This window comes from Paraburkholderia sp. UCT70, from assembly GCF_050434085.1.
Classification (GTDB): Bacteria; Pseudomonadota; Gammaproteobacteria; order Burkholderiales; family Burkholderiaceae; genus Paraburkholderia; species Paraburkholderia tuberum.
Map to the genome: position 1 here is coordinate 2,908,986 of NZ_JBNPVZ010000004.1, position 19,344 is coordinate 2,928,329.

General features: G+C 64.6%; 16 protein-coding genes and 1 pseudogene. 5 read left to right on the forward strand and 12 right to left on the reverse strand.

The annotated features are described in order from the left end of the window. Positions 1–50: 50 nt before the first annotated feature. The 6 genes and pseudogenes from aroB to pilM form a co-directional block, all read right to left on the reverse strand. Complete coding sequence (gene aroB, locus OKW41_RS39150; protein WP_429576544.1) at positions 51–1,127, reverse strand: 3-dehydroquinate synthase; 1,077 nt, start codon at positions 1,125–1,127, stop codon at positions 51–53. 8 nt (positions 1,128–1,135) lie between these two features. After that, positions 1,136–1,687 carry a shikimate kinase gene (locus tag OKW41_RS39155; protein ID WP_090802131.1) on the reverse strand — a complete coding sequence of 184 codons (552 nt, stop codon included), beginning with the start codon at positions 1,685–1,687 and terminating at the stop codon, positions 1,136–1,138. A gap of 114 nt (positions 1,688–1,801) precedes the next feature. Continuing rightward, complete coding sequence (gene pilQ / locus OKW41_RS39160; RefSeq protein WP_429575819.1) at positions 1,802–3,520, reverse strand: type IV pilus secretin PilQ; 1,719 nt, start codon at positions 3,518–3,520, stop codon at positions 1,802–1,804. Continuing rightward, positions 3,517–4,455 carry a hypothetical protein gene (locus OKW41_RS39165; protein ID WP_429451986.1) on the reverse strand — a complete coding sequence of 313 codons (939 nt, stop codon included), beginning with the start codon at positions 4,453–4,455 and terminating at the stop codon, positions 3,517–3,519. Before OKW41_RS39165 ends, pilQ begins: the two co-directional genes overlap by 4 nt. Then, positions 4,452–5,145 (reverse strand): annotated as a pseudogene (locus OKW41_RS39170) (fimbrial assembly protein). Before OKW41_RS39170 ends, OKW41_RS39165 begins: the two are co-directional and overlap by 4 nt. Continuing rightward, positions 5,142–6,131: a pilus assembly protein PilM gene (pilM, locus tag OKW41_RS39175; RefSeq protein WP_429451990.1), complete on the reverse strand. Its 990-nt coding sequence runs from the start codon at positions 6,129–6,131 to the stop codon at positions 5,142–5,144. The pseudogene OKW41_RS39170 and the gene pilM overlap by 4 nt, the downstream one beginning before the upstream one ends. A gap of 271 nt (positions 6,132–6,402) precedes the next feature. Here pilM and OKW41_RS39180 point away from each other — a divergent pair, with 271 nt between their 5' ends. Beyond that, positions 6,403–8,799 carry a penicillin-binding protein 1A gene (locus tag OKW41_RS39180; protein ID WP_429575820.1) on the forward strand — a complete coding sequence of 799 codons (2,397 nt, stop codon included), beginning with the start codon at positions 6,403–6,405 and terminating at the stop codon, positions 8,797–8,799. A gap of 79 nt (positions 8,800–8,878) precedes the next feature. On the opposite strand, the gene cyaY is transcribed toward OKW41_RS39180, so the two are convergent. Continuing rightward, positions 8,879–9,199, reverse strand: a complete 321-nt coding sequence (gene cyaY / locus OKW41_RS39185) for an iron donor protein CyaY (RefSeq protein WP_429451994.1) — start codon at positions 9,197–9,199, stop codon at positions 8,879–8,881. A 35-nt stretch (positions 9,200–9,234) separates the two neighbouring features. Here cyaY and lptM point away from each other — a divergent pair, with 35 nt between their 5' ends. Both lptM and lysA read left to right on the forward strand, forming a co-directional pair. Next, a complete protein-coding gene (gene lptM, locus OKW41_RS39190) occupies positions 9,235–9,579 on the forward strand; it encodes an LPS translocon maturation chaperone LptM (protein WP_090802141.1) in 345 nt (114 codons plus the stop codon). Between the two features lie 9 nt (positions 9,580–9,588). Then, complete coding sequence (lysA, locus tag OKW41_RS39195; RefSeq protein WP_429575821.1) at positions 9,589–10,851, forward strand: diaminopimelate decarboxylase; 1,263 nt, start codon at positions 9,589–9,591, stop codon at positions 10,849–10,851. A gap of 110 nt (positions 10,852–10,961) precedes the next feature. Here lysA and msrQ read toward each other — a convergent pair whose 3' ends face one another. The 5 genes from msrQ to OKW41_RS39220 form a co-directional block, all read right to left on the reverse strand. Next, positions 10,962–11,663 (reverse strand): protein-methionine-sulfoxide reductase heme-binding subunit MsrQ, encoded by a 702-nt coding sequence (gene msrQ / locus OKW41_RS39200; RefSeq protein WP_429575822.1) that lies wholly within the window; start codon positions 11,661–11,663, stop codon positions 10,962–10,964. Positions 11,664–11,673: 10 nt separating this feature from the next. After that, complete coding sequence (gene msrP, locus OKW41_RS39205) at positions 11,674–12,669, reverse strand: protein-methionine-sulfoxide reductase catalytic subunit MsrP (RefSeq protein ID WP_429575823.1); 996 nt, start codon at positions 12,667–12,669, stop codon at positions 11,674–11,676. Between the two features lie 206 nt (positions 12,670–12,875). Next, positions 12,876–14,087, reverse strand: coding sequence for a c-type cytochrome biogenesis protein CcsB (ccsB, locus tag OKW41_RS39210; RefSeq protein ID WP_429575824.1), 1,212 nt, complete (start codon positions 14,085–14,087; stop codon positions 12,876–12,878). Between the two features lie 4 nt (positions 14,088–14,091). Beyond that, positions 14,092–16,302, reverse strand: coding sequence for a cytochrome c biogenesis protein ResB (locus OKW41_RS39215; RefSeq protein ID WP_429575825.1), 2,211 nt, complete (start codon positions 16,300–16,302; stop codon positions 14,092–14,094). A 118-nt stretch (positions 16,303–16,420) separates the two neighbouring features. Next, positions 16,421–17,074, reverse strand: coding sequence for a c-type cytochrome (locus tag OKW41_RS39220; protein ID WP_429452006.1), 654 nt, complete (start codon positions 17,072–17,074; stop codon positions 16,421–16,423). A 220-nt stretch (positions 17,075–17,294) separates the two neighbouring features. Between OKW41_RS39220 and yihA the strand changes: the two genes are divergently transcribed. Continuing rightward, positions 17,295–17,957 (forward strand): ribosome biogenesis GTP-binding protein YihA/YsxC, encoded by a 663-nt coding sequence (gene yihA / locus OKW41_RS39225; protein WP_018420165.1) that lies wholly within the window; start codon positions 17,295–17,297, stop codon positions 17,955–17,957. Between the two features lie 278 nt (positions 17,958–18,235). Continuing rightward, entirely contained in the window at positions 18,236–19,234 is a 999-nt protein-coding gene (gene hemB, locus OKW41_RS39230) for a porphobilinogen synthase (RefSeq protein WP_429575826.1), read from the forward strand. The last annotated feature ends 110 nt before the right edge of the window (positions 19,235–19,344 follow it).

Here is a 19,344-nt window from a genome sequence, read left to right on the forward strand (position 1 = left end):
GCGCCTCGTGACGCGGGTGCGTGAAGCGTGGCTGCAGGGCCGTGTTGAATCTAGACGGCGGCGGCCAGCGTCGCATGCACGTCGGCGTCGGGCGCGCGGGTGATCAGTGTCTCACCGAAACGCTTCAGCAGAATGAACTTGATCGCGCCGGCTTCCGCCTTCTTGTCGATCTGCATCAGCTCGATGTAACGATCCGCGCCGAGCGCGGGAGCACGAGTGGGCAGATGCGCGGCAAGCACGACGTCGACGAGCCGCTTGCGCGACGCTTCATCGAGATGGCCGAGCCTCACGGACAGATCCGCCGCCATCACCATTCCGCAGCCGACCGCCTCGCCGTGCAGCCACTCGCCATAGCCGAGTCCGGCTTCGATCGCGTGGCCGAACGTGTGACCGAAGTTGAGGATCGCGCGCAGGCCACCTTCGCGCTCGTCCTGCGCCACCACCGACGCCTTGATCTCGCACGAGCGTTTGACTGCTTCAGTCAACGCCCCCGGTTCGCAGCGGTTCAAAGCCTCGATATGGGCCTCGATCCAGATGAAGAAACCGGCGTCGGCGATTGCGCCGGTCTTGATGACCTCGGCGATGCCCGCCGCGAGTTCGCGTTCGGGCAACGTACGCAATGCGCCGATGTCAGCGATCACCGCCCGAGGCTGGTAGAACGCGCCGATCATATTCTTGCCCAGCGGATGATTGATGCCGGTCTTGCCGCCGACCGACGAATCCACCTGCGACAGCAACGTGGTCGGCACCTGGATGAACGGCACGCCACGCATGTAGCAGGCGGCGGCAAACCCGGTCATGTCGCCGATCACACCGCCACCGAGCGCGATCAGCGTGGTCTTGCGGTCGGCGCGCGAGCCGAGCAGCGCGTCGAAGATCAGGTTCAGCGTCTGCAGATTCTTATGTGCTTCGCCGTCCGGCAAAACCACCGTGGACACCTGCTTGTTCAGCGGCGCAAGCGCTGCGCGCAGCTTGTCGCCGTAGAGCGGATCGACGGTGCTATTGGTGACGATCGTGACCGAGTTGCCGGCGATATGCGGCGCGAACAGCGCGGTCTGGCCGATCAGGCCGGCACCGATATGGATTGGGTAGGCGCGCTCGCCCAGTTCGACGTTGACGGTAATCATACGGTCCATTATGACGCAGGATGTTTGGCGACGCCGGCCATCTCGAGCTGCATCAGAACCATGTTGACGAGTCCGTTGACCGAGGGCCGGCCGGTTTCGATCACGAAGTGCGCGCATTCGCGGTACAGCGGGTCGCGCACTTCATAGAGCGCTTCGAGGCGCGCCTTGGGGTCTTCCGTTTGCAGCAGCGGGCGATTCTTGTCGCGCCGCGTGCGCAGCCACAGGTCATGCGGATTGGCGCGCAGATAGATCACAAGGCCACGGCTTTTCAACGCTTCGCGGTTTTCCGGCCGCAGGACTGCACCGCCGCCGGTCGCGAGCACGATATTGTCGCGCCCGGTCAGCTCCGAGATCACGCTCGCTTCGCGATCGCGAAAGCCCGCTTCGCCCTCGAGCTCGAAGATCACGGGAATGCGCGCGCCCGTGCGCGCCTCGATTTCATGGTCGGAATCGAAGAACGGGCGCTCGAGACGGCGCGCAACCGCCCGACCCACAGTGGTTTTTCCTGCCCCCATGAGCCCTACGAAAAAAACATTGGCGTGTGCGTCCCGCGCTTGCAACGGTGTCCTCTGGCTAATCCGGTGTAGTTCGTGCCGCAGCTTACTGGCAAAGCGGCTGCCTTGTCGAGCCTGCGCGCCGCCGGCGGACGGCGGCGCATGCGTGCCCTATATGCCCTAATTTTCCCGCACCACGCGCGGCGTGATGAAAACCGCCAGTTCGCTACGCGTGTCGCGATGAGTCCGATGGCGGAACAATGCGCCCAGAACCGGTATTTTGCCGAGGAGGGGCACTAGCTCGACGTCGTCACGGTCGTCGGTCTCGTAAATTCCGCCGATCGACACCGTACCTCCATCCTCGACCTCGACGCGCGTTTGCACGTGCTTGGTGTTGATCGCGGGCCCGGCGTCGGTCTGCTCGCCGACGCTGTCCTTCGCGACGTCGAGATCGAGCACCACGCGGCCATCCGGCATGATCTGCGGCTCGACCTCCAGTTTGAGCGTCGCCCGGCGAAACTGCACGCCCGATACGCCCTGGCCGACCTTCGCCTGATACGGCAGCTCGGTGCCCTGCTCGACGATCGCCTTCATCCGGTCCGCGGTGACGACCCGTGGGCTCGACACGATTTTCCCATGCCCTTCGGACTCGAGCGCCGAGAGCTCGATATTCAGCAGCCGGGTCGCGTGAGCCGCGAACAGCGTGAGGCCGGCGGTCGCGGCATCGAATCCGGAGATCGGTCGGGCCGACAGATCGTACACGGAGCCGTCCGTTCCACCCGTCAGCCCTCTCGACGTACCGTCCGCGCTGGTGCCGGCGAGCGACAGCCGCACCCCGAGATTGCGCGAAAAGCCCTGGTCGCCTTCGACGATCTGAGCCTCGATCAGCACCTGGCGAGTCGGCCGGTCGACGGAAGCGATCAGCGTCGCGATCTGCTCGAGCCGCCCCGCGAGATCGGTGACGAACAGCAGGTTGGTGCGCGGATCAGCGGTGACGGCGCCACGTTTGGACAGCACGCGCTGCGTGCCGGAACCGGTCAGCAGGCGACGCACGTCCTCGGCGTGCGCGTAGTGCAGCTCGAAGGTGCGGCTCGCGAGCGGCTCGAGGTCCGCGGCGCGCGCGTGGGCTTCGAAGCGCTGACGTTCGCGCGCGGCGAGCTCGGCGGCAGGCGCGACCCAGATTACGTTGCCGTGGCGCTCCATCGCCAGATTGTTGACGTCGAGCAAGGTGTCGAACGCGGTGCGCCACGGCACCTTGTCGAGACGTATCGATACGGCGCCGCGCACTTTGTCGCTGGCGACGATGTTCAGGCCGGTGAACTCGGCGAACGCTTTCAGGACCGCGCCAAGTTGCGCACGCTGAAAGTTCAGCGAGATCGGCTCGTTGCCCGCGGGAAGGCCCGAGTCCGCACTGGCCGATGCGTCGGCGAGGCGCGGCCGCGGCGGCAGCGGGACCGGCGGGCCTTCGAGACTAGGCGTGCCGGCACTGTCGTCGCGAGCCGGGGTGGCGGGTTGTCCTGGCGAAGGCGGCGGCATCGGGCCGTTGGCGACGTCATCCGGGGAAGCGTCGGGCGCTATCGCGGAACGCGCGGCCGGCTGGAGCGTGTCCGGCTCCTGGGCCGCGCCTGGCGTGGAAACGTCGCCGAACGGATTCGCCGCCTGGCCGATGCCGCCGCTCGGCAGCGGCGCCGTCTCGTAGGCGGTGTTGGCCGATCCGGCCGGGTCGTCGAGCGCCGCGTAAGTCGGCAACGGCGGCAGCAGCAGTGGCGTCGCTGCCTGTGCGACGCCGGCACCCAGCGTCGCGGCGACGTAGAGACCGAAACACCGTCCGGAGACGACGCGGACCTCGCGTCCGACAGCCAGCGTCGCGACGCTCCATCGTTTGAGCGTGCGCATCATGACGCCTCCGTCAGCGTCAGCGTCAGCGTGCGCGTCGCGCCGCCGTTCGCGAGCGTAATGCCAAGCGCGTCGAGCTGTGTGACCCGCTCGACGCCCAGTCGTTGCCCGGCCGCGACCGTCGTCGTGCCGTCTGGCGTGTCGAGCAGCGCGAGCCCGCGGGTACGATCGCGCAGCAAACCGACAAGGCGCAACTCAGAAGCATCGCCCAGCTCGCCGCTCGCGGAGATCTGCGACTTCGCAAACGGATCGAAGAACACGAGGCCTTCGTCGTCATCGTCGGCAGCCTCGTCGGCGTCGGGGCTCGCGTCGGCGCTCGCAGCCGGGGTGTCGGGCACCGGTCGCAGCGCGGCGTACACCTGCAGCGTCGCGGCCACCGCGAGCCCTTTGCCGTCCTGCTTGACGGTCACGTCGACGGGAACGATCAGCACCGGCAGTTGCGCGAGCCCGTGGAAAAACGCCATCAGGTGAACGAAGTCGGTGCGCGCGGTGAGCTGCAGCACGCGCATCCGCTCGACGCCCTCGCCGCTCGCCGCGCCCGGTTCCACCGCAAGCAGCGCGACGCCGCTTTGCGTGGCCAGCTCGGAGACGATGCGCACGTCGTCGGCGGAGTTCCACGACACGGCGCTCGACGCCGTGGCCGGCATCGCCGCGGCTGCACGGCGCAGCGACGGCAGCTGTGCAAGCGTGTGCCGCGCGTCCGCGAGACGCTGCGTGCTGACCGCGAGCGCCGCGCGGCTCGCTTCCAGTCCGGCGAGATCAGCCGCGTTCCAGCCGTACGCGCCGAAACCGAACAGGAGCGCGGCAAGCGTCGCCGCGACGAGCCACCGACGGCGCCGGCTCCACGCCTCGAGCGGCATACGCGCCCGCTTGACCCAGCGCGAAAAACCCGCGGACCCATGCGCCGCACCACCCGCCTCGAAAAAGGTCGTGCTCATCGCGCACCTCCCGTTCGTGCGGCCTTCAGGGCGCGCGTCGCTTTGTGCGGCGGATCGCCCCAGCGCAGGCGCGCATCGAACTCCACGGGTCCGCCTATCGCCTGTTCCGTCGACGCGCCGCCCTTCCCCGTCGGCCGATGCAGATCGCGCATCTCCGCGCCCTGCACGCCGTGGATCGCGCCGAGCCGCTTGAGCCACTCGGCCGACGCGATATGGCCGCTCGAAGTCGCCAGCAATTCAGTCTCGTCCTCGCGCTGGCGCAACTGCCGCAACACGACGCGATCGCCGGGTTCGAAGCTCAGCGCGTCGAGCAGATCGCGCAGATGTGCGAGCGGCCTCGCGAGACTCGCGGCGCGCGCCGCGGCTTCGCGCTCATCCTGTTCGGCCCGCGACAGCTTCGCGTGCTCCGCGAGCGGCGCGGCGAGCGGAGTCAGCGCCTGCCCGGCCGCCGCGCGCCGCGCATCGAGCCGCGCTGCGGCGAAGCTCTGCCAACCGGCGACGAGCAAACACACACACACCCGCGGCACCGACACAAGCGGCCACAGCCCAGTCGCGCATACAGCGGCGCCGCGCGAGTCGCGCGTTGCGTTGGCGATACGGCAGCAGATTGAAGCCGCCCAGCCACGATACAGCGCCGCGCTGATCGGCACTCGCGGAGACACCAGACGAAAACGACAGAACGGCCCTCATTCCAGCACCCCGCGCAACGCGAGCCCAAACGCGACCGCGCCAGCCGGCTCGTGCAGCAAGGCGTCGTCGAGCGGCCGCGCGTGGCTGCCGAGCAGCGCGCATTCGAACGGCAGCGCCGAGCAGCCGAGCACGTCGCCAATATCGGCGAGCGAAAAGCCGACGCCGTCGAGCAGATCGATTTCGCCGCCAATCAGCGCGCAGTCGAACTCCGGCCCGTGCGTGAGATCGCGCAACGCGTCGGCGAGATCGGCATGCTCGGGCGCCGGGTAGCGCATCTCGCCGACGCTCGCGCCATCGACGACGCTCCAGCCGTACACGCCGTCCGTACCGACCCACACCGCCGCGTACGGCTCGTTCGGGTCGAGCTCGCGACTGGCCGCGTGGCGCAGCGCGCGCAATGCCGCGTGCGGTTCGCCATCGATCGCGGACAGCGAAATCCCTGCGGTCGCGGCGCATTCGATTCGCGCTTCGAGATGCTGACGCGCGGTCGCGGCGATCTTCACCGAGCGCACCGGCGACGGCGTCTCGTCGACGTACCAGTCGACCGCGAGCGCATGACGCTCGAGGCCGGCGATGCGCTCCGCCTCTCCCATCACCGCGGGCGCAAGTCCGGCGAGCGCAACGCCGCCGTCCTCCGCCTCGCAGTCGCTCTGAGCGGCGAGCCGCGCGAGCGGCACTGTCGTCGTCAGCGTGGCCGACGAAGGCACGGCCATCGCGCAGCGCAGCGCGTGCGTCGCGCACACGCGCGGCAAACCGGCGAACGCATCGCGCAACGCCCGCGCGACGGCCTGCCGATCGACGATCTCGGCGCCCGCCATGGTGCCGGCCGCGAGCGGCACCGTGCTCATATGTTCGAGATGCAGCGCGCCCCGGGCGCGTTGACTTACCACGACGAGACGCACGTTTTGCGAACCGACATCGATGCCGGCGGCGAAACGCTGCCGGCCCTCCCGCACCGCCTGAAGCCACGAATTTTTATTGGCCATACCGCCCTCCCTCTGACTCACGCGACGAACCATTCGAACGCGAGTAACGAGGGATCATTGTCGGCAGACACACGTCCTAACGACATTCAGCCGAATGGCTAACGCGGATGCGAAGCCGCCCCGAGCGACATCCAAAGCGACTACAGTTGGGACTACAGCGAAGTCATTCCCGCGCCGCCTGGCGTGTGCCGATTGCACGTTATCCGTAAGCTTGTCGAAAGCAGAAAAACCCTGGCGGCTATAATCGCGGGACTGTTTTTCCGGTACTCCTATGCAAGCCACGTCTCCTACGTCCCCACCGCCCGCGCCGAAAAAGCGCAAACGTCCGTTATGGCTGAAGCTGATCCTCGGCTTTGTCGGGTTAATCGTGGCGGGCATCGTATGCGTGGCGCTGGTGCTCGGCTATGCGCTCGTCGTCGCGACGCCGAACCTGCCGTCACTCGATGCATTGACCGACTATCAGCCCAAAGTGCCGCTGCGAATCTATACGGCCGACCACGTGCTGATCGGCGAATTCGGCGAGGAGCGGCGCGACATCGTGCACATCCAGGACGTGCCCGACAGCCTGAAGAAAGCGATCCTCGCGATCGAGGACGCGCGCTTCTATGAGCACGGTGGCGTCGACCTCACCGGCATCGCGCGAGCCGGCTTCGTCGCGCTGACCAACGGTCATGCGACGCAAGGCGCGAGCACGATCACGATGCAGGTCGCGCGCAACTTCTTTCTGTCCAGCGAGAAGACGTACACGCGCAAGATCTACGAGATGCTGCTCGCGTACAAGATCGAGTCGAAGCTGAGCAAGGATCAGATTCTCGAGGTGTACATGAATCAGATCTATCTCGGTCAGCGCGCGTACGGTTTCGCGAGTGCCGCGCGCGTGTACTTCGGCAAGGATCTGAAGGACCTGACGCTCGCCGAATCGGCGATGCTCGCCGGTCTGCCGAAGGCGCCCTCCGCGTATAACCCGGTCGTCAATCCGAAGCGTGCGAAGGTGCGCCAGGAGTACATCCTCCAGCGCATGTACGAATTGCACTACATCACTCAGGAACAGTACGACGAGGCGAGCCGGCAACGGCTCGTCGTGAAGGGCATGGGCAAGGAGTACAGCGTGCACGCGGAATACGTCGCGGAAATGGTGCGGCAGATGATGTACGCGCAGTATCGCGAGGAAGCCTACACGCGCGGCCTGAACGTCGTGACCACGATCGACTCGGCCGATCAGGACGTCGCCTACCACGCGGTGCGCAAAGGCTTGATGGACTATGAGCGCCGTCACGGCTATCGCGGCCCGGAGGCGTTCATCGATCTGCCGGCCGACGCCGACGAGCGCGAGCAGGCCATCGACGACGCGCTGCTCGAACATCCCGACAATGGCGAAATCATCGCGGCCGTCGTCATGGCGGCGAGCCCGAAGCAGGTCCAGGCGGCGTTCATCGACGGCAATGTCGCGACCATTCAGGGCGACGGCCTGCGCTATGCGCAGTTCGCGCTCGGCCCGCGCGCGCAGCCGACTCAGCGCATCCGGCCCGGCGCGATCGTGCGGCTCGTGAAGAATGACGAGGGCGACTGGTCGATCACGCAATTGCCCCAGGTGGAAGGCGCGTTCATCTCGGTGGTGCCGCAGGACGGTGCGATCCGCTCGCTGGTCGGCGGCTTCGACTTCAACAAGAACAAGTTCAATCACGTGACGCAGGCGTGGCGTCAGCCGGGCTCCAGCTTCAAGCCGTTCATCTATTCGGCGTCGCTCGAAAAGGGCCTCGGGCCCGCCACGATCATCAACGACGCGCCGCTCTTCTTCAGCGCCGCCGAAACCGGCGGCCAGGCGTGGGAGCCGAAAAACTACGGCGGCGGCTTCGACGGTCCGATGACGATGCGCACCGCGCTACAGAAATCGAAGAACCTCGTGTCGATCCGCATCCTGAACCAGATCGGCCCGAAGTACGCGCAGCAATACATCACGCGCTTTGGCTTCGACGCGGACCGCCATCCCGCCTATCTGCCGATGGCGCTCGGCGCGGGCCTCGTGACGCCGCTGCAGATGGCGGGCGCGTTCTCGGTGTTCGCCAACGGCGGCTACCGGATCAATCCGTATCTGATCGCGGAGGTCACCGATCAGCGCGGCATCGTCGTCGCGCACGCGCAGCCGCTCGTCGCCGGGCAAAGCGCGCCGTTCGCGATCCAACCGCGCAACGCCTACGTGATGAACAGCCTGCTGCAAAGCGTCGCGCAGCACGGCACCGGGGCGAAGAGCAACGTGCTCAAGCGCACCGATCTCGCCGGCAAGACCGGCACGACCAACGATTCCCGCGACGCGTGGTTCGCCGGCTTTCAGCGCACGCTCACCGCGATCGCGTGGATCGGCTACGACAATCCGCGCAGCCTCGGCGACAAGGAAACCGGCGGCGGACTCGCGTTGCCGGTGTGGATCGAGTACATGGGACGCGCGCTGAAGGGCGTGCCCGAGTACAAGATGGCACGTCCCGACGACGTCAGTGAAATCGGCTCGGAGCTTTATTTCGACGAGTTCACGCCGGGCCACGGTTTCATCGCGACGGTCGGCGTCAGTCAGGCGACGCTCGATGCGCAGGCGAGCGCGGCAGCCGCCGCGCCGGAACAGGTCGGCGAACAGGAAAAGCAGGACATCATGAATCTGTTCCGCGGGCACTGAGGCTGCGTCGATGTCCCGCTAGAAAAGAAAAACCGCCGCGTTCGATACGCGGCGGTTCTGTTTTGAGCGTGCTTCGCGCTTATTGCGCGGCGAAATGCACCGGCTCGCCAGCCTGCTGCGTCGCATACTGCGACAGCGCCGCGAAAAACTCCGCGCCGCTGCGCATGTCGCGCCATTCACCGTCGACGAAACGGAAGTGGAAACCGCCGGCCTTCGCCGCGATCCAGATCTCGCTCATCGGCGGCTGAAGGTTGACGATGATCTTCGTGCGGTTCTCGAATTCGAGCGTCAAAACGTTGCCGCTGCGCTCGAGCTCGATGTCGGCGTCGATGTCGTCGAGCGCGCTCTCGATGGCGGCCAGCACGGCTTCCGCACGGGTCAGGTAATCACTATCGGACATGCTAAACTCCATCGATTATTCATTCAGGGACAGTCATGCGAGTCGTAACTCGGATGCGCGCGGCAGCGCCCGGCCGCGCGATTGTAGCGGTTTTAGTCATTCTCGCAGGTTGTGCGCTTACCGGCTGCGGCCAACGCGGCTCACTCTATCTGCCGACCGTACCGCCGATGCCTGCCCCGCCGGCTCACCGCACGCAAACGCCATCGACCGATCGAACGCAACCGGCTAGCGGCAGCGCGGCCGACACGGGTTCGATCCCGGACACCTCGGGCACGCCGCTCACGCTCGCGCCCGAAGACCAGCTCGCGGCGCCGCCCGCTTCGGCGGCATCGGCTCCCGCAGTGCCGCTGCCCGCCTCTGCCGTCCCTTCCGTTCAATAAGACTTTCGCATGACTCGATCCGCATTTGACTACGTCGACGGCGTATTGCACGCCGAAGGCGTGTCCGCCGTTTCCCTCGCCGAGCAGTTCGGCACGCCGCTCTACGTCTATTCGCGCGCCGCGCTCACCGCTGCTTGGAACGCCTATGCGGGCGCCTGCGCGGGGCGTCGCGCGAGCGTGCACGTGGCCGTCAAAGCCAACAGCAATCTCGCGGTGCTGAACGTGTTCGCGCGCCTCGGCGCGGGCTTCGACATCGTGTCGGGCGGCGAGCTCGCGCGCGTGCTCGCGGCTGGCGGCAAAGCGGAAAACACCGTGTTTTCGGGCGTCGGCAAGCAGGCAAGCGAAATGCGCGACGCGCTCGCGGCGGGCGTCAAATGCTTCAACGTCGAATCCATTCCCGAACTCGACCGCCTCAACGCGGTGGCGGGCGAGATGGGCAAGAAAGCGCCGGTGTCGCTGCGCGTGAATCCCGATGTCGATGCGAAAACGCATCCGTACATTTCCACCGGACTCAAGACCAACAAGTTCGGCGTCGCGTTCGAAGATGCGCGTGCCACCTACCAGGCGGCCGCGGCGATGTCGAAGCTCGAGGTGATCGGCATCGACTGCCATATTGGCTCGCAGATCACCGAAGTCGCGCCCTATCTCGACGCGATCGACAAGGTGCTGGAACTCGTCGAGCAGATCGAACAGGACGGCGTGTCGATTCGCCATATCGACGTCGGCGGCGGTCTCGGCATCACCTATGACGACGAAACGCCGCCGGAAATCGGCGAATTCGTGCGCACGGTGCTCGATCGCATCGAAGCGCGCGGCCACGGTCACCGCGAAGTCTATTTCGAGCCGGGCCGCTCGCTGGTCGGCAATGCGGGCGTGCTGCTCACACGTCTCGAGTTTCTGAAGCCGGGCGAGGACAAGAACTTCGCGATCGTCGACGCGGCGATGACCGATCTCGCGCGCCCCGCGATGTACGACGCGTATCACGCCATCGACCCGGTCGTGAAGCGCGACGTCCCCGCGCATGTGTACGACGTGGTCGGCCCGGTCTGCGAAAGCGGCGACTGGCTCGGCCGCGAGCGGCTGCTCGCGGTCGAACCCGGCGATCTGCTCGCGATCCGCTCGGCCGGCGCGTACGGCTTCGTGATGAGTTCGAACTACAACACCCGTGCGCGCGCCGCCGAGGTGATGGTGGATGGTACACAGGCGCATGTGGTTCGCGCGCGCGAAGAGGTCAAGCAGCTGTTTGCGGATGAAACGATACTGCCGGCGTAAACGTCAGTACCTGCGGCAGAGCGCGAAGGTCGAGCGCAGCAACGAAAATGGCGATGCCACGGTGCATCGCCATTTTTATTTGAAACAGCGTGACGCCAATAAACTCGCCATCATCGTCGGCGCGTTCCCATCCGCCGCTCACGTATCCACACCACCAGCCGCCATCCCAGCAACGCGATCATCACCGCGCCGTAGATCTTCGGTAGCAGCAGATCGTGCTTGCCCGCCTTCATCCACCAGAAATGCAGGATCGCGAGCGCGCCGATCGCATAGATCGCGCGATGCAGCGTCTGCCAGCGACGTCCGAGCTTGCGCACCATCGCGCGCGGCGACGTGACCGCAAGCGCGATCAGCAGCACGAACGCGGTGAAGCCCACCGTGATGAACGGCCGCTTGCCGATGTCCTTCAGAATCTCCGCAACATCGAACCACTTGTCGAACCACAGGTACGTGGTGAAATGCAGCGTCGCGTAGAAGAACGTGTAGAGCCCGAGCATGCGGCGGAAACGCACGAACGCGGCGACGCCGGTCAGACGGCGTAGCGGCGTCACCGCGAGCGTGATGCACAGGAACACGAGGGTCCACAGGCCGGTCGAGCGTGTGATGAATTCAATCGGATTCGCGCCGAGCCGGTCGGTCAGTCCGAACAGCACGAGGCGCGCGAGAGGATAGAGCGCCGCGATGAAGACTGCGACTTTCGTGGGCACCACCCAGCGCGCGCCGCCGGTGGAACGCGGCTTCGCCGCCGACGCCGACGACGTCCGCCGCGTCGCAGGCTCGGTGCGGGTGACAGTTTGCGTATCGGAAACCATCGCGCTCGCCCTAGAAGTTCTTCTTCAGGTCCATGCCCTGATAGAGCGACGCGACCTGATCGCCGTAACCGTTGAACATCAGCGTCTTGCGTTTCGGCGTGAAAAAGCCGTCTTCGCCGATGCGCCGTTCAGTGGCTTGACTCCAGCGCGGATGATCGACATTCGGATTCACGTTCGAATAAAACCCATATTCGTTCGACGCGTACGTGTTCCAACTCGTCGGCGGCTGCTTCTCGACGAAGCGGATTTTCACGAGCGACTTCGCGCTCTTGAAGCCGTACTTCCACGGCACCACGACGCGCACCGGCGCGCCGTTCTGATTCGGCAGCAGCTGGCCGTAGAGGCCCATCGTCAGTAGCGTCAGCGGATGCATCGCCTCGTCCATCCGCAGGCCTTCGGAGTACGGCCAATCGAGTATGGGTGCCGACAACCCTGGCATCTGCGACGGATCGGCGAGCGTGATGAACTGCACGTACTTTGCATTGCCGGTCGGCTCGACGCGTTTGATCAGCTCCGACAGCGAGACGCCGATCCACGGCACCACGATCGACCAACCTTCGACGCAGCGATGCCGGTACACACGCTCCTCGAGCGGCGCGAGCTTCAGCAGATCGTCGATGTCGTACACCTTCGGATTCTTGATCTCGCCCTCGACGCTCACCTTCCACGGATGCGGCCGCAACGTGCCCGCGTGCTGCGAGGGGTCGGATTTATCGGTGCCGAACTCATAGAAATTGTTGTAGGTGGTGATGTCCTTGTACGGCGTGATCTTGTCGAGCGCGACGAACCTGGTGTTGGTTTTCGCCGCGAGCTTCTGCGCCTTCGGATCGGGCGACGAGTAGGTCGCGAGCGCCTCGCCGCTCACGCCGATCAGGCCGCCGAGTGCCATCGCGCCCGTCGCCCGCAGAATGCGTCGCCGGTTTTCGAACACGTGCCGCGGCGCGATTTCGCTGCGCGCGATGTCATCGCCGGTCAGTTGAATTCTGTCGCTTCGCTTGATCCACATCGTGCTGCTCCTTGCCGGCCCGCCGCGTCGCGCGCGTTGCGGAGCCTTATTGATGATCGCCCCTTTGGGGGCGTCTGTCATCCGCGGGTAGTTGCTCAGGTGCTCGACTGGCGAACACCGGGGCGCAATGAATATTCCATCGGCCATAAAAAAACCGCCGGTGCGAAAGCACGCGGCGGTTCTTAGTCGGTTCAGCGCGGCGGATCTTACAGCTTGCCGTAGCTATGCAAGCCCGACAGGAACATGTTCACGCCGAGGAAAGCGAAGCTCGTGACCAGCAGCCCGGTCAGCGCCCACCACGCGGCGACCGCGCCGCGCAGGCCCTTGATCATACGCATGTGCAGCCAGGCCGCGTAGTTCAGCCACACGATCAGCGCCCACGTCTCCTTCGGGTCCCAGCTCCAGTAGCCGCCCCAGGCTTCGGCGGCCCACAGCGCGCCGAGAATCGTTGCGATCGTGAAGAACGCGAAGCCGACCGCGATCGACTTGTACATCACGTCGTCGAGTACGTCGAGCGCCGGCAGACGATCCGCGAGCACGCCGCGTTCCTTCGCCAGATATGCGACGCCGACCATCGCCGACAGCGCGAAGCTGCCATAGCCGATGAAGTTCGCCGGCACGTGAATCTTCATCCACCAGCTTTGCAGCGCCGGCACGAGCGGCTGGATCTGCTGCGCGTCGCGCGCGACCGAGTACCACATCAGGAAGCCGACGGCTGCGCTGATCACGAGCAACACGAACGCGCCGAGCGCGCGCGTGTTGTAGTGCTGCTCGTAGTACAGATAGAACAGCGCGGTGATCAGGCTGAACAGCACGAACACTTCATAGAGGTTCGAAATCGGAATATGGCCGACGTCCGCGCCGATCAGATACGACTCGTACCAGCGCACCATCATGCCGACGAAGCCCATCAGCACCGCCGCCCACGTCATCTTCGAGCCAATCGCGGCGCCGGTCGGTGAGCGCGACAGCAGCGCGATCCAGTAGAACCCGGTCGCGAATACGAAGAGCGCGCTCATCCACAGGATCGCGGACTGGCTCGACAGGAAATACTTGAGGAAGAAAGCGTTGTCGGCGCGGCTCAGATCGCCGTGGTAGATCTGGATTGCGAGCAGCGACAGCGCGGCGATTCCCACCATCAGCGGACGCACCGGCTTCCAGCGCCAGCCGAGCGCGACGAAAGCCGGCACCGAGCACATCAGCACCAGTTTGTCGTAGTAGTTCATGAACGGGTAATAGCGCGACAGCGCGAACCCGGCGCCCCCGACGAGCGCGAGCGCGAACAGCCAGTCGACGATACCCAGGCGTTTCAGGAACGGCCGTTCGTCGAAGTTCGGGAGTTCGGGCGTGCTGCTCGCAAACGCCTTGTCGGCGCGTGAAGCAGAAGAAGAGGAGGAGGAAACCTGAGTCAAGTCCATGATCTTACCGGGTCGAATCCTGTGAGCTTGCCGACGCAGCGGCGGCCTGACCGGCCGGGCTGGCATCGGCTGCTTCGATGAGTTTCGCGCCCAGTGCGGCGCTCACGGTGGCCCGCGTCTGGACGAACTCTTTCTCGAAGTCTAGCGTCTTACGCGCGCTCGACATCGCCATTACGACGCTCGTGCCGTGGTCCGTGTCCTTGAGCCAGAACCACAGACGCCGTTCGCGAACGTAGAACATCGAGAAGATGCCCAATACGAGAAGCAGGCTGCCAAGATACACGACTTTTTTGCCCGGCGCGCGCGTCAACTGAAATACCGAAGCTTGCACCTGCTTGAATGAGTCAAGCTGCAAATAGACCGGCGATCCATACAGAAAGCTGTCGGAAATCGCATTAAGCGAACTCTGGATGAAGCGGCTCGTGTCCGCATCGGCCGGCGCGGCGGGCTCGCCGAGCCGCTGGCGCGACAGTTGCCACAAGTCCCACGTCACGCCTTCGAGCATGCGAAGCAGCAGGCCCGCCGCCTTTTCCTGCTCGCCCTTCGGTACCGAGCGGTCGATAAACCCAGCGACCGCCTGGAAGCCGCCGAGCGTTTCGCCATTCGGCATCTTCATGCTGCTGTCGGCGCCCGCAAAAAGGGTCAGCACCCGCAAGGCGCTTTCCTCCAGATGTTGCTGCAACTCCGCATTTGAACCCGGCACCGAACGCTGCGCGAATTGATGAGCGGCGATGGCCCGTTGGTTCGGGTCTTCCAGCGTGGCGCGCAGATTCATCCATTCCTTGAGCGTGCCGCCGCTGTCGGCGGGAATGCGCAGGTAGCGGAACGGGTCGTCGGGATTCAAGCGCATGCCGGCGAGGAACATTTTCTCGCCGTTCACGTCGACGGGCAGCATGTAGTTGTTGTACTCGCGCGCCTGGCCATCCTTGCCGCGAATCTTGTACTGCACCGACGGGCCGACGTTGTGCAGATCGAGCGGCTTCGACGTTTTCGCGCCGGAGCCGAGGCGCTCGTCGAACGCTTCCTTCAGCGAGCGCTGCGCGACAACCCCGCGCGCATCGTTCTGCCCGTTGCCGTTCGAGATGTTTTCGACGTTGATCGCGCGGAAGTCGGTGAATTCGACGGTCTGGCCATCGGCCAGCGGCGTGGCCGAGCTCAACGGCGCGCTGCCGCCGATCGTGCCGCCAAACGGCGCGGGCTTTGCACTCGGGCCGGACATCGGGAAGGCAGTCATCTGCATCTGCGAGCCGCCGTCCTGGAAGCTCGATTGATAAATCGACACGCCGTCGTATTCGAACGGCTTGTTGACCTCGACGCGCGCCGGCACGCGCGCGCCGGTCTTGTGATCGATCACGACGATGTCGCTCGCGAACAGCTTCGGCATGCCGGTCGAGTAGTAATCGACGATGAACTTGTTGAGCTCGATCGAAAACGGCAGGTCCTGGATCAGCGAACCATTGGGCTGATTCAGGATCGCGGTCGACACGTGCTGCCCTTCGGGTACCCACGCGTAGCCGCGGAACGTCGGGTTCGATTGCGACAGCCGATGCTCGGGCGAAATCTCGTTGATCACCGTGTTCGAGTTGATCGGCGACTTGTCGAACAGCCACATTTGCAGCTTGATCGGCAGATTGCTGTCGAGCAGGCCGCCGAGGCAGATCACGACGATCGCGAGGTGCGCGGAGATGTAGCCGAACTTCGTCAGCGCGCCACGCTTCGCGGCGATCAACGTCGCGCCGTCCGACTCGCGCGTGACGAACTTGTAGCCGAGCTTCGCCGACAACCTTGCGAGCACCGCCGCCGACTGCGCGCGCGTGCCGTGCACCGCGAACTCACCCTTGTGATGGAACGCGCGCAGGCTGCCTTCTCGAACCTTGTCCTTCCAGCTCTTCGCGTCGGCGACCATCTTCGGCGCATTTCGGATCACGCAGAGCGACACAGACACCATCAGGAAACCGAGAATCAGCATGAACCACCACGAGCTGTACACCGTGTAGAGGCTCAGCGCGCGGAAGATGTCCGCCCAGAACGGACCGAACTGGTTGACGTAGTTGGGATACGGATCGTCCTGCGTGAGGACGGTACCGATGATGCTGGCGATCGACAGAATGACGAGCAGCGCAATGGCGAAACGCATCGAGCTCAGGAGCTCGATGGTGCTACGCATGACGCGATTGCCCGACTTCGACTGCAGACCCGACGTGGTGACGCTCATTCAAACTCCGACTGAACAGCAAAAAAGGGTGAAGGGCTGTCGTAGCGACGACACCCTCACCCTTTTCTTGTTTTTCACCGGCCTCGCCGGGCCGGTTGGATTTGCGCGGACGAAGCGCTTAATGCAGGCCCGCGATGTAGTCGGCAACCGCTTTGATTTCGTTGTCCGACAGGCGCGATGCTATCGCATGCATCGCGTCGTTGTTATTACGAGCGCCCGGACCTTGCGTGAACGCGGTCAATTGCGTCACCGAGTACTCGGCCCACTGCCCCGACAGGCGTGGATACTGGATCGGAATACCCTGCCCCGTGGGCCCGTGACAGGCCGCGCAGGCCGGCACGCCGCGGTCGGCAATCCCACCGCGATAGATCTGCTGGCCCACCGCGACAGTGTTCTTGTTGTGCGCATAGCCTGGCTTGGGCGTCTGCGTCGAGAAGTAAGCCGCGACGTTGATCATGTCCTGATCGGAAAGCGCGGCGGCCATGCCCGCCATGATGGCATTGTTGCGCGCGGCCTGTTTGGCGCCCGGCTGCGCCTTGAAATCTCTGAGCTGCTTGACGAGATACTCAGGATGCTGGCCCGCCAGTTTCGGGTATGCGCCGCCGGCACTGTTGCCGTCTGCGCCGTGGCATGACGCGCATACCTGTACAGCGATTGCCTGCCCCCGATTGATGTCCGGCTTTGCCGGATCTGCTGCTCGTGCCTGAATTGCCAAACCTGAAAGACCTGCCGTTACATGAAGCACCATCAGAGTCTTGCACAGTCGATTCATTCGCACACCCTGTCTCGTCTTGTGGGATTTTAGATGTTCTGCAAAGTACGACGACGGCGACCGAGTGACCGCCAGGAGCCGCCAAGGCACGTGGGGCGGCCTCCTAAGGTTTTCAGTAAACCATCGTATTGTACAATAACTCGCTAATCGCTTAGACGCCAGTCGGGCTTGACCCCGTTCCCGCTGCGGGCTCCGCAGCTTCTCCAATCTGGCTTCCACCATGCCCTTCCTGCTCCACGAATCCCGCTTCTATACCACCGTCAATCATCTGCGCGACCTGCCGGCCACCGCGCAGCCCGAGATCGCTTTCGCGGGACGCTCGAACGCGGGCAAATCGACCGCGATCAACGTGCTCTGCAATCAGAAGCGACTTGCATTCGCAAGTAAGACGCCTGGCCGCACGCAGCACATCAATTATTTTTCGGTTGGCAAGGCGGATGAGCCGACCGCCTATCTGGTCGACCTGCCGGGCTACGGTTATGCGGAAGTGCCGGGTGCGGCGAAGGCGCACTGGGAAGCGCTGCTGTCCACGTATCTGCAATCGCGCTCGCAACTGCGCGGCATGATCCTCATGATGGATTCGCGCCGCCCTCTGACGGATCTCGATCGGCGCATGATCGAGTGGTTCGCGCCGACCGGCAAGCCGATCCACACGCTGCTCACCAAATGCGACAAATTGACGCGTCAGGAAAGCACGAACGCGTTGCGCACCGCGCAGAAGGGACTGGCCGAATATCGGGCTGCGGGCTATCGCGGCGAACTCACCGCGCAACTGTTTTCGGCGCTCAAGCGAACGGGGCTCGATGAAGCGCATGAGCTGATCGAGAGCTGGCTGATCCCGGAGGCAGCGGGCGAAACTGGCGAAACGCCGGCCGCGGGCTGAACGCATATCAATGCAGGAATCCCGCGGCACGCGTGATATGCCTGTAAAACCCGCGTCAGAGCGCGTTTGCGGCCGCGCATAAAAAAACCCGCCGCTTGAACGGCGGGTCAAACAGCCTAATCGAAAAACGACAGGCACCCGCTCAGGGAGGAGAAGCGGGGAGGTCAGCGCTAGGCGCCTTGCTCGATCGGTATGATATACCATTGTCTCGAAAAGTTTCCGGGAGCGGAGCCAGGTGCTATTTGTCCACTCCACCTATCCACGATCTTCGATTCGATATGAGCTTCTACCCTCACTACCGTCCGCGCCGCATGCGCCGTGACGACTTCTCGCGTCGCATGATGCGCGAAAACATCCTCACGACCAACGATCTGATTTACCCCGTGTTCATCGTCGAGGGAACCAACGTGCGGCAAGCCGTGCCGTCGATGCCGGGCGTCGAGCGTGTGTCGGTCGATCTGCTGATGGGCGTCGCCGGGCAGTGCGTCGAACTGGGCGTGCCGGTGTTGTCTCTGTTTCCCGCGATCGAGCCCTCGCTGAAAACACCCGAAGGCCGTGAAGCGGCCAACCCGGCGGGCCTGATCCCGCGCGCGGTGCGTGAGTTGAAGAAGAATTTTCCGGGGCTCGGCGTGCTCACCGACGTGGCGCTCGATCCGTATACGAGCCATGGTCAGGACGGCGTGCTCGACGAAACCGGCTACGTGATCAACGACGAAACCGTCGAGATCCTCGTCGAGCAGGCTCGTGCGCAGGCGGAAGCCGGCGTCGACATCGTCGCGCCGTCGGACATGATGGACGGACGCATTGGTGCGATCCGCGAAATGCTCGAGAGCGAGGACCACATCCACACGCGCATCATGGCGTACGCGGCGAAGTACGCTTCAGCGTTCTACGGCCCGTTCCGCGATGCCGTCGGTTCCGCGACGAACCTCGGCAAGAGCAACAAGATGACCTACCAGATGGACCCGGCAAATTCCAACGAGGCGCTGCGCGAAGTGCAGGCCGACATCAACGAAGGCGCGGACATGGTGATGGTCAAGCCGGGCATGCCGTATCTGGACATCGTGCGTCGCGTGAAGGACGAGTTCCAGTTCCCCACCTACGTGTACCAGGTAAGCGGCGAATACGCCATGCTGAAAGCCGCCGCGCAGAATGGCTGGCTCGATCACGACAAGGTGATGATCGAATCGCTGCTCGCGTTCAAGCGTGCAGGCGCGGACGGCGTGCTGACGTACTTCGCGCTGGATGCCGCGAAGATCCTGCGTTCGCAGAAGTAAGCCAGGCGCGTTTTAGCGCGCGGCTGTCGAGAAAAAAACGGAGGCGAACCTTAGGGTTTCGCCTCCGTTTTTTTGTGCTGCCGTTTGCGAAGCGGCGGCCTTGCAACGCC